This is a genomic window from Stenotrophomonas sp. 2YAF22, from assembly GCF_052114665.1.
GTDB lineage: Bacteria > Pseudomonadota > Gammaproteobacteria > Xanthomonadales > Xanthomonadaceae > Stenotrophomonas > Stenotrophomonas indicatrix.
This window is the reverse complement of sequence record NZ_JBFRFE010000091.1, coordinates 1-9662: the sequence shown is the minus strand read 5'-3', so window position 1 is coordinate 9662 and position 9662 is coordinate 1. Positions and strand designations below refer to the sequence as shown.

At 65.2% G+C, this 9662-nt stretch carries 11 protein-coding genes and 1 tRNA gene; 4 read left to right on the top strand and 8 right to left on the bottom strand.

The annotated features are described in order from the left end of the window. From AB4Y84_RS05865 to AB4Y84_RS05830, 8 genes are all read right to left on the bottom strand, one after another. The coding region (locus AB4Y84_RS05865; protein WP_442249864.1) for a response regulator at nucleotides 1-239 on the bottom strand (239 nt) is incomplete at its 3' end. Between the two features lie 8 nt (nucleotides 240-247). Further along, nucleotides 248-721 carry a hypothetical protein gene (locus tag AB4Y84_RS05860; RefSeq protein ID WP_140225599.1) on the bottom strand — a complete coding sequence of 158 codons (474 nt, stop codon included), beginning with the start codon at nucleotides 719-721 and terminating at the stop codon, nucleotides 248-250. Between the two features lie 89 nt (nucleotides 722-810). Then, complete coding sequence (locus tag AB4Y84_RS05855; protein WP_442244989.1) at nucleotides 811-1287, bottom strand: hypothetical protein; 477 nt, start codon at nucleotides 1285-1287, stop codon at nucleotides 811-813. A gap of 255 nt (nucleotides 1288-1542) precedes the next feature. Then, complete coding sequence (gene rimK / locus AB4Y84_RS05850) at nucleotides 1543-2421, bottom strand: 30S ribosomal protein S6--L-glutamate ligase (protein ID WP_025874283.1); 879 nt, start codon at nucleotides 2419-2421, stop codon at nucleotides 1543-1545. A 96-nt stretch (nucleotides 2422-2517) separates the two neighbouring features. Beyond that, a complete protein-coding gene (locus AB4Y84_RS05845) occupies nucleotides 2518-2748 on the bottom strand; it encodes a hypothetical protein (RefSeq protein WP_105164563.1) in 231 nt (76 codons plus the stop codon). Between the two features lie 144 nt (nucleotides 2749-2892). Further along, nucleotides 2893-3297 carry a DUF805 domain-containing protein gene (locus AB4Y84_RS05840; protein ID WP_223496341.1) on the bottom strand — a complete coding sequence of 135 codons (405 nt, stop codon included), beginning with the start codon at nucleotides 3295-3297 and terminating at the stop codon, nucleotides 2893-2895. A 291-nt stretch (nucleotides 3298-3588) separates the two neighbouring features. Beyond that, nucleotides 3589-3662 (bottom strand) — tRNA-Gly (locus AB4Y84_RS05835). Nucleotides 3663-3768: 106 nt separating this feature from the next. Beyond that, a complete protein-coding gene (locus AB4Y84_RS05830) occupies nucleotides 3769-5601 on the bottom strand; it encodes an autotransporter outer membrane beta-barrel domain-containing protein (protein WP_394198418.1) in 1833 nt (610 codons plus the stop codon). A 207-nt stretch (nucleotides 5602-5808) separates the two neighbouring features. Here AB4Y84_RS05830 and thiS point away from each other — a divergent pair, with 207 nt between their 5' ends. The 4 genes from thiS (at nucleotide 5809) to AB4Y84_RS05810 (ending at nucleotide 9478) form a co-directional block, all read left to right on the top strand. Next, complete coding sequence (thiS, locus tag AB4Y84_RS05825; protein WP_025874279.1) at nucleotides 5809-6009, top strand: sulfur carrier protein ThiS; 201 nt, start codon at nucleotides 5809-5811, stop codon at nucleotides 6007-6009. A gap of 65 nt (nucleotides 6010-6074) precedes the next feature. Continuing rightward, nucleotides 6075-6869 (top strand): thiazole synthase, encoded by a 795-nt coding sequence (locus AB4Y84_RS05820; RefSeq protein ID WP_312109812.1) that lies wholly within the window; start codon nucleotides 6075-6077, stop codon nucleotides 6867-6869. After that, nucleotides 6869-7603 (top strand): tRNA (guanosine(46)-N7)-methyltransferase TrmB, encoded by a 735-nt coding sequence (trmB, locus tag AB4Y84_RS05815; protein WP_025874277.1) that lies wholly within the window; start codon nucleotides 6869-6871, stop codon nucleotides 7601-7603. Before AB4Y84_RS05820 ends, trmB begins: the two co-directional genes overlap by 1 nt. Nucleotides 7604-7630: 27 nt before the next feature. Continuing rightward, on the top strand, nucleotides 7631-9478 hold the full coding sequence (locus tag AB4Y84_RS05810) for an SLC13 family permease (protein ID WP_025874276.1): 1848 nt from the start codon (nucleotides 7631-7633) through the stop codon (nucleotides 9476-9478). The last annotated feature ends 184 nt before the right edge of the window (nucleotides 9479-9662 follow it).

Sequence of the window (9662 nt, the reverse complement as noted above, 5' to 3'; positions counted from 1 at the left end):
GTCAGCATCAGCACGGGGGTCTGCTTGCGCGCTTCGTTGCGAAGCTTGCGGCAGACTTCGATGCCGTCCATGCCTGGCAGGTTGAGATCCAGGACAATCGCGTCGAACTCGTGCACGACAGCCAGATGCAACCCGGTCACTCCGTCGGCAGCGAAGTCCACGGTGTGGCCCCGGTCCTCCAGGTAGTCGCCCAGATTGGCCGCAATGTCGCTGTTGTCTTCGATTACCAGGATTCTCACTGTCACCTCTAATTGACGAATTTACCGACGCGCTGGGCCTGGCCCATGTCGCGCTGCGCCTTGTCCTTCTGCCGAGCACGCTCGGCGACGGTCAAGCACTGCGTGGACGACATGTTGGAACCAATGGCCTTCTCACGTCGGCATATTAGACGACTATCTTCACGCGCCCGTGTCAAAACGGTGTTCACGACCTGCTGATCGTTGAAGACCTCGGTTCGTACCGATTCAGGCATCGCGTCCTTGGTGGGGTACTGCTCGGCGGCGGCGCGGATGCGAACCAGGGTCTCGCGGACCTTGCCGCGCTCTTCCTGACGCAGCTCGGAATAGGTTTCGCCATCGTTGAGTTCGATCTCAATGCGCTCTACCTGCTGCAGCAGCGGCTTGCCCGGCAGGAATACCTCTTCGGCACTCTTGGCCCCTGCCGAGGCAGCGACCAGGGCCAACGCCGAAACCAGAACCGCTGATATCACTGGATGCTTCATGACAAACGAATCCCTGTCTGAGGTGAACGCCGACTGTATGCGGATGCCCGCTCTGCCAGCAAGTGCTGGCCGGCAGGGTGCAGGCCGCCTTAAAGCTTGGAGTCCGGGTTCACGTTGCTGTAGGTGCGCTGGTCGTTGAGCAGGGCCTTGCCTTTCTCCTCGATGCGGCGCCGTTCGGCCACGGTCATGCACCGGCTCTTGGGCATGTTGCTGCCCGTGGTGCGCTGGTACGAGCAGATCTGGCGACTGTCGTCGTGGGCGCGCGTCAGGATGCTGTTGACCCGTTCCTGATCGTTGAAAACGTCATTCTGTACCTGCGGCGGCAGCTCCTGAACGGTCTGCCGGTCGCCCATCCGCTGGGTAATCCGAGCCAGGGCCTGCTGGACCTGACTGCGGTCGTCGGCGGATATTTCGTTGTAGTCCCCCTGCTGCAGGGCTTTTTCGACCTGGCGGACCTGCTCGGCCACCGGGGCCTGGCGGTCCATCTGCACAGCCGCCTTTTCCGGCTTGGCCAGTGCAACGCCAGGCAGACACAGCAAGAGCACGATCATCGTGGTGCGGTACATCGCCAACCTCCCGATCCTTCGGAACGAAGGCCCAACTCTACGAGTGTCCCCACGTGCCCACAAGGGTCCCTTGGCAGGGGGACACAGGGCATAAAAAAGACCCAGGCGGTGCACCCGCCTGGGCCTGAAGTTGTATCCCGATACCGATCCTGCTGAGAGGCAGAGCTGCGGTTCGTTGAAGGCTACGCCCGGGGCGATTAAAGCAGTGTTAAACCCGCCAACCCCGCCTGAATTTAATTTCAAGCCACTGAAATATCAGGATTTTTTGATTTTCTCGACGTGTTCAATGATGCGTGCCGCCACATCCACCCCGCAGGCGGCCTCGATCCCTTCCAGCCCCGGGGTGGAGTTCACCTCCAGCACCAGCGGGCCGCGCTCGGAGCGGATCAGGTCCACCCCGCAGACGCCCAGCCCCAGGGCCTTGGCCGAACGCACCGCCACCTGCTGCTCGGCCCGGCTGGCCTTGGACGCCACCGCAGTACCGCCGGCATGCAGGTTCGAGCGGAAATCCCCTTCCGGGGCCTGGCGCTGCATCGACGCCACCACTTGGTCGCCAACCACGAAGCAGCGCAGGTCGGCTCCCTTGGCCTCGCCGATGAACTCCTGCATCAGAAAATTGGCATACAACCCCCGTAGGGCTTCGACGATGCCGCGCGAGGCGCTGGCCTTCTCGGTGAGGATCACGCCACGGCCCTGGGTGCCTTCATTGAGCTTTACCACATGCGGCGGCGGGCCGAGCATGGACAACAGGTCGACGGTGTCATCCGGGTTGTCACCGAAGACGGTGACCGGCATGTCGATGCCCTTGGCCGCCAGCAGCTGGTGCGCCCGCAGCTTGTCGCGCGAGCGCAGGATCGCGTCGGACGGATTGGGCGTGCGTGCGCCCATCAGTTCGAACTGGCGCAACACGGCGGTGCCATAGCGGGTGACCGAAGCGCCGATGCGCGGGATGACCGCGTCCACGCCGGTCATCGGCCGGCCCTTGTAGTGCATGGAAAAGCCGTCCGCGGCGATGCGCATGTAGCAGCGCAGGGGGTCGAGGATGCGCACGGTATGGCCGCGCGCGCGCGCGGCCTCGACCAGCCGGCGGGTGGAGTACAGCCGGGTGTTGCGGGACAGGATGGCGAGCTTCATCGCAGTGGGATCGGTCGGCAGGCGCGCAGCATAGCGTGGCAGCGTTGCGACCGGATGATGTTGCCTGGCGGCACCACCGCGTGCCGGGCTTCCCCTTCATTCCGCCGCTGGATAGCCGCGTGCGGCCTCGCCCAGAGCGGCGATGCACGCCATCTGGACGGTCGACCCGCCGAAGGCATCCTTGTAGATCTCCACGATGCGCTGCGCGGCCTCCGGCCCACCTGCCCTGCCCAGGGCGCGCACCGCTTCAACCTGTTTGGCCGAGCCAATTCCCGCGGAAAGGAATATCTGATGCAGTGCGTTGACCAGGTCGTTCCTGCGTTGCATGCCGGCGTGCTCCTTGAAATGAGGGCAACACGCTAGCGGAGGGCAAGTCGGGGGGACATACGGATTGTTGGAATCTGCCTTGCACGCTCGGACGCGAAGTCCGCACTCTCAAGCAGGCACCGGCAAACGCTGCGCCAGATACTTTCAGCCCCCCGACAATCCCTGCGTCCCGCCAAATCGATTCTCTTCCTCGCTACCGGGCAGCAGCATGACCGGAAACAGAACGAACACCCCCAAAGGAACGAAGGCAATGACAACAAACCATCCCGACTCATCAATGTCGTGCAACCTGCGCACGGTCAGTGCGAGCATGGGCGGGAGGAAAGATACCAGCGCGACCGTTGCCAAGCCCTGCCCCACGCTATTGAGACGCAAGCCCAGTTCCCAATTGTAGAACCGTGTGCCGATCAGCCAGTAGCCAGCTTCCATCAAGCTGTAGCTCAGCGCGGCCAAGAGAGCGGCAAGCAGGAAGAACGACCAGAACTCTGTCCGGTTGGATCGTCCCGAAAAATCAAAGCATCGCCTGATGGGCACAAGTGCAGCGATCATTCACGCTCCGGACAACGAACGATGGATACCAGTTGTTGACGGATTTCTAGCATGTCCGATCCCAGCAACAACTGAACCTGTCCGTGTGACTGGATCGAGCAGACCGCAAGGTCGCAGAGGAGGCTTTCCAGCGCTAAGGACGGTCGCGCGGCGCTGAGCCAAGGAAAACTCACCTGGCAGCATGCCCGCGATCATTGTGCGGCAAAGCGGATCGAAGTGCCCGAGCCGAGGCGCTGTCGCGCTGGCTGGGTAGCGCGGAGCGGCTGACACGCCGCAAACCGCTGGAAGACATGGAGCGGGCGAAGGGAATCGAACCCTCGTCAGTAGCTTGGGAAGCTACAGCTCTACCATTGAGCTACGCCCGCGTTGCCCTACAAGTCTATGCGGGGCACGTGTTCAAACGCAACGGGCAGGCCCGTGGAGCCTGCCCGTTGAGTAGACGGCAGGCCCGCAGGTCCGCCGTCGTCCGCATCAGAAGCTGCCGCTGAAGCTGGCAAACAACGTCGCGTCCTGCGCACGCTTCTGCAGGGTGGTGGCGCTCAGGCCGATGTTGCTCTGCAGGCCGAACAGCTCCATGCGCGCGCCCAGGATGGCGGTTGCATAGTTCTTGTCGAAGTCCATGCCCGGCACGCGGTACATGCCCACGTCCGGCAGGCTCTGCACCCAGGCGCTGGCCTGCTTGGTGTCTTCGAACTCGTGGTCGTAGGTCACCTGCACGTACGGCTTGACCGCACCGCCGTCAAAGCGGGCCTGCCAACCGATACGGCCTACGGTGGAGTCGACATCCTGCTTGCCGTAACCCAGTGCAGTAGCCAGGGTGCCGGCGTTGGCGCTTTCGGTGTAACCGTCGATCTTGACCTGCTGCCAGATCACCGAGGCGATCGGGCCGTGGCGGAAGCCGCCTTCGGTGCCGAACTCGTAACCGGCGTTCAAGGCGGCGGTCAGGTTGCTGCCGTCCGGCGAGCCGCCGTGTTCGCGGGTTGCCGGGCCGAGCTGGACCTTGCGGTTCACGTCATAGGACAGCCAGGTGTAGCTGACCTGGCCATTGACCCAGATGCGGTCGCCGTACCAGCCGGCGAACAGACCGGCCGTGGTGTCCTTCTGGGTGAAATCGCCACGGCTGTTGCCGAAGTCGGCATTCAGGCGGCCAAAGCCGGCGAAGCCGCCGAACACCATGCCGTCACGCGCCCAGTCGACACCGAACAGGCCGGCCGGGGCCAGGCCGTCGTACAGATCGGCGTGGTCGTAGCGCTGCATGTCGCCGCGCACGCCACCCCACCACGACAGGCCATCAGCCGGGCGGCCGGCCTGGTGCAGGCTGACCTGGTCGGCGCGCGAGCGGCCGATGGTCTGCGCCGAGTGGCTCAGCACCTGCTGCAGGCGCGGGCCTTCCAGGATCGAGATGGCGTACTGGCCCAGCATCTGGTGCGCGGCCGTGGTCGGGTGCACGTCATCGGCGAACAGGTAGGTACTTGCCGCATCCGGACGCACATAGGCCAAGGGGCTGCAGGTCAGCGACGACGGCACGGTGCAGGCCCGGCCGGTGACGTTGCTGAAGCCGTACATGCCCGGGGTGGCGATGATTTCGCGCAGCAGCGTGTAGGTGTCCAGCGGAATGAAGTCGATGCCGGCCTGCTTCAGGCCGCCATACAGGGCGTTGTTGTAGGCGTTGGACAGCGCCGTCCCCTGCACACGCGCGGCAGCGCCGCGATCGATGAAGCCCGGAGTGGAGCCGATATCGGGCAGGTTCGGAACCATCACGTACTCGGCGCCGGCCTGCTTCAGGCTGGCCACGATGCCGATCTGGTCAGTGACCGCCGAGCCGATGACGGCTGGCGCCTGGGCCGGGTTGGTGATCTGGAACAGGTCGTTTGCGCCACCCCACACGGTGTACAGCGCGCGCGGATCTGCCTTGCCACCGTTGGCAGCCAGGTAGTTGGCGGTCTGCGTCTTCAACGACGGCACCAGCACGTTGCCCAGCTGCGGGTTGCGGAAGTCGGTACCGACCCGGGCGCCGCCGACAGCGTAGTTGTCGCCGGACTGGCCGTTACCGTTCGGGCTGGCGTTGGTGCCGTAGTAATCGGCCACCCACTGTGCCCACTCCCAACCGGGGTTGGTGGTGGACTGGCCGGTGACCGGACGCACGTCGACCGGCAGCAGCGGACGGAAGTAACCGCTATCGGTCAGGCTGTCACCGATGAACACGGTGCGGGTGAACGGGGATTCGCCTGCCATGGCCGGCAGCGCGGCCAGCGCGATCGCGGCCGCCATGAGGGAGCGGATCGGGCGTTTGCTGAGCAGCATGTAAAAACTCCTGTGGGGATTTCGTTGAGGACCCGACGCACGTACGCCGGCGCACGGTGAATGGTTTCACTGCGCCGCCAATTGCTCACGCTGCGCCGCCGCATGGATTGTCGCCCGAGCCCGGCCCGGCGGGCTTTGCCAGTGCGGGTGTAGCGCACGACTTTGCAACGGTTCCGATGCGAACCGGCGATCAGCGACAATGGCCCCATGAACATCCAGCTCAATGGCGAACCCCGCACCCTGCCCGCTTCGGCGACCCTTCTGGACCTGCTTGCGGCCGAGCAGTTGCTGCAACGCCGGGTGGCAGTGGAGGTCAACGGCGAGATCGTCAGCCGCAGCCGTCATGCCGAGCATGTGCTGGCCGAGGGCGATGTGGTGGAGATCGTGCATGCCCTGGGTGGCGGCTGAGGAAAACACCCTCGCCCCCGCCTCTGCGTGGCCCCATCTTCAGGCGGATAAGCGATAATCGCGTCATGAACGCTCATGTCTCCCTCGATTCGCTGGTGATCGCCGGCAAGACCTACAGCTCGCGGCTGCTCACCGGCACCGGCAAGTTCAAGGATCTGGAAGAAACCCGCCTGGCCACCGAGGCCGCGGGCGCCCGGATCGTCACCGTGGCCATCCGCCGCACCAACATCGGGCAGAACCCCGGCGAACCGAACCTGCTCGACGTGCTGCCGCCGGACCGTTACACCATCCTGCCCAACACCGCCGGCTGCTACACCGCCGAGGATGCCGTGCGTACCTGCCGCCTGGCCCGCGAACTGCTGGACGGCCACAACCTGACCAAGCTGGAAGTACTGGGCGACCAGAAGTCGCTGTACCCGGACGTCGTACAAACCCTCAAGGCCGCCGAACAGCTGGTCAAGGACGGTTTCGAGGTGATGGTCTATACCTCCGACGACCCGATCCTGGCCAAGCGTCTGGAAGAGATCGGCTGCGCTGCGGTGATGCCGCTGGCCGCGCCGATTGGCTCGGGCCTGGGCATCCAGAACAAGTACAACCTGCTGCAGATCATCGAAGACGCCAAGGTGCCGATCATCGTCGACGCCGGCGTGGGCACCGCGTCGGATGCGGCGATCGCGATGGAGCTGGGCTGCGACGGCGTGCTGATGAACACCGCCATCGCCGGTGCGCGCAACCCGGTGTTGATGGCCAGCGCCATGCGCAAGGCCGTGGAAGCCGGCCGCGAGGCGTTCCTGGCTGGCCGCATTCCGCGCAAGCGCTATGCCAGTGCGTCCTCGCCGATCGATGGGTTGATCGGCTGATGACCAATCCATTCGACAGCGCCGGTTCGAAGGCACCGCCCAAGCCGTTCACGGTCAACGAAGGTCGCCGTGAAGTGCGCAGCTTCGTGCTGCGCCAGGGCCGTTTCACCCCGGCCCAGCAGCGCGCGTTCGACGAGCGCTGGCCGCGTTTCGGCCTGGATTTCAGCGGTGAACCGCGTGATCTGGATGCCACCTTCGGCCGCGATGCGCACAAGGTGCTGGAAATCGGCTTCGGCAATGGCGCCGCGCTGCGCTTCGCCGCGCAGCAGGACCCCAGCCGCGACTACATCGGCCTGGAAGTCCACGCCCCCGGCGTGGGCCGGCTGCTGAACGCGCTGGCCGACGACAACGCCGACCACGTGCGCCTGTACCACCACGACGCGGTGGAAGTGCTGGAAAAGGAAATCGCCGATGGCGCGCTGGACGAAGTGCGCATCTACTTCCCCGACCCGTGGCACAAGAAGCGCCACAACAAGCGTCGCCTGATCCAGCCGGGTTTTGCCGAGCTGCTGGTGCGCAAGCTGCGCCCCGGTGGCCGCCTGCACTGTGCCACCGACTGGGAGGATTACGCCGAGCAGATGTGGGACGTGCTCGATGCCACCCCCGGCCTGGTCAACCGTGCCGGCCCGCGTGGCAGCGTGCCGCGCCCGGACTGGCGCCCGCAGACACACTTCGAGACCCGCGGCCAGAAGCTCGGCCATGGCGTCTGGGACCTGTTGTACGACCGCACCTGATGAACGCCTGAGGACGCCGCGCCCCACATGGATACCGCGCTGACGCTGACCACTGACATGAAGCTCGTGCTCGGGCTGGTCGGCTTCACAATGGCGATGTTCCTGTTCGAGCGCATCCGCGCCGACGTGGTCGCGCTGGTGGTGCTGGTGGTGCTGGGCGTGACCGGCCTGATCGCGCCGGAGGAAATCTTCGGCGGCTTCTCCGGCAACGCGGTGATGAGCATCATAGCCACCACCATCCTCGGCGCGGGCCTGGACCGCACCGGTGCGCTGAACCGCCTCGCGGCCTGGCTGCTGCGGCGCGGGCATGGCGTGGAGCAGCGGCTGCTGATGATGACCACGGCCATCGCTGGCCTGAACTCGTCCTTCATGCAGAATCCATCGGTGATGGCGTTGTACCTGCCGGTCGCCTCGCGCCTGGCCGCGCGCACCGGGCTGACCATGCAACGCCTGCTGCTGCCGATCTCGGCGGCGATCGTGATGGGTGGCGCGCTGACCATGGTCGGCAACTCGCCGCTGATCCTGCTGAACGATCTGCTGGCCTCGGCCAACAACAACCTGCCCTCCGGCCTGGCCACCATCGAGCCGCTGCGCATGTTCGCGCCGCTGCCGATCGGCATCGCCCTGCTGATTGCCTCGCTGCTGTACTTCCGCTACTACGGCGACCGCAAGCTGGTGGAAGAGGAAAGCCTGGTCAACGACGGCACCACGCCGGCCCGCACCGAGAGCTACTTCGCCAAGACCTACGGCATCGAAGGCGACGTGTTCGAGCTGGTGGTCACCGCCGAGAGCCCGCTGGTCGGCATGACCCTGGGCGAAGCCGAGAACCTGCATGACGCGCCGCTGCTGCTGGCACTGAAGACCGGCAATGACACCCGCCTGGCACCGCCGGCGGAAATGCGCATCTGGGTGGGCAGCGTGCTCGGCGCGATGGGCCCGCGCCAGCAGATCCACGATTTCGCGCAGAACCAGTTCCTGCGCATGTCCTCGCGCCTGAAACACCTGGGCGACTTGTTCAATCCCAGCCGCGCCGGCATTTCCGAGGCGGTGGTGCCGCCGACCTCCGGCGTCATCGGCAAGACCGCAGGCGAGCTGCGCCTGCGCAAGGAACGCGGCATCAGCCTGCTGGCGATCAACCGCGACAAGCAGGTGATCCGCGAGGATGTGCGCGATGTGCAGCTGCGCGCCGGCGACATGCTGGTCTTCCACAGCATCTGGACCGACCTGGCGCAGGCCGCCAAGAGCCGCGACTTCGTGGTGGTCACCGATTACCCCACTGGCGAGCAGCGCCCGCACAAGTTCAAGATCGCCATGGCGATCTTCGCCCTGACCATCCTGATCGCGCTGACCAGCAAACTGCCGGTGGCGCTGACCCTGATGACCGGTGTGGCCGGGATGCTGTTGACCGGCGTGCTGCGCATGGACGAGGCCTATGCCTCGATCAACTGGAAGACGGTATTCATGATGGCCGGGCTGATTCCGCTCGGCTGGGCGATGGATTCCAGCGGCGCAGCGGCATGGGTGGCCGGCCACACCATCGACAAGCTGCCCACCGGCATTCCGATCTGGGTGCTGGAACTGGCGCTGGCTCTACTGACCACGGTGTTCTCGCTGGTGATCAGCCATGTGGGCGCGACCATCGTGATGGTGCCGATCGCGGTGAACCTGGCGCTGGCGGCCGGCGGCAATCCCACGGCGTTCGCGCTGATCGTGGCGCTGTCGGCGTCGAACAACCTGATGACGGCGTCAAACCCGGTGATTTCGATGATCACCGGCCCGGCCAACTACACCCCGCGCGAGATGTGGCGGGTCGGCGGCCCGCTGTCGCTGATCTATACCTGCGTGGTGGTGGTGATGATCAATCTGATGTTCTGAGGGTTGGGTTTGTTGGCAGGGCTGCGCCCTGCACCCGCCGAGGCAACGACAACGGCAACAGCCGRAGCAACAGCAAAAGCKKGCTTCCTGYGGSATGGCGGGGTGGRTCCGGTTGCGGGGGACGCTGCAAGTACGCCCATGTAAGCTCGGTCGCGCCATCCATGGCGCTCACGCCCCCGCAACC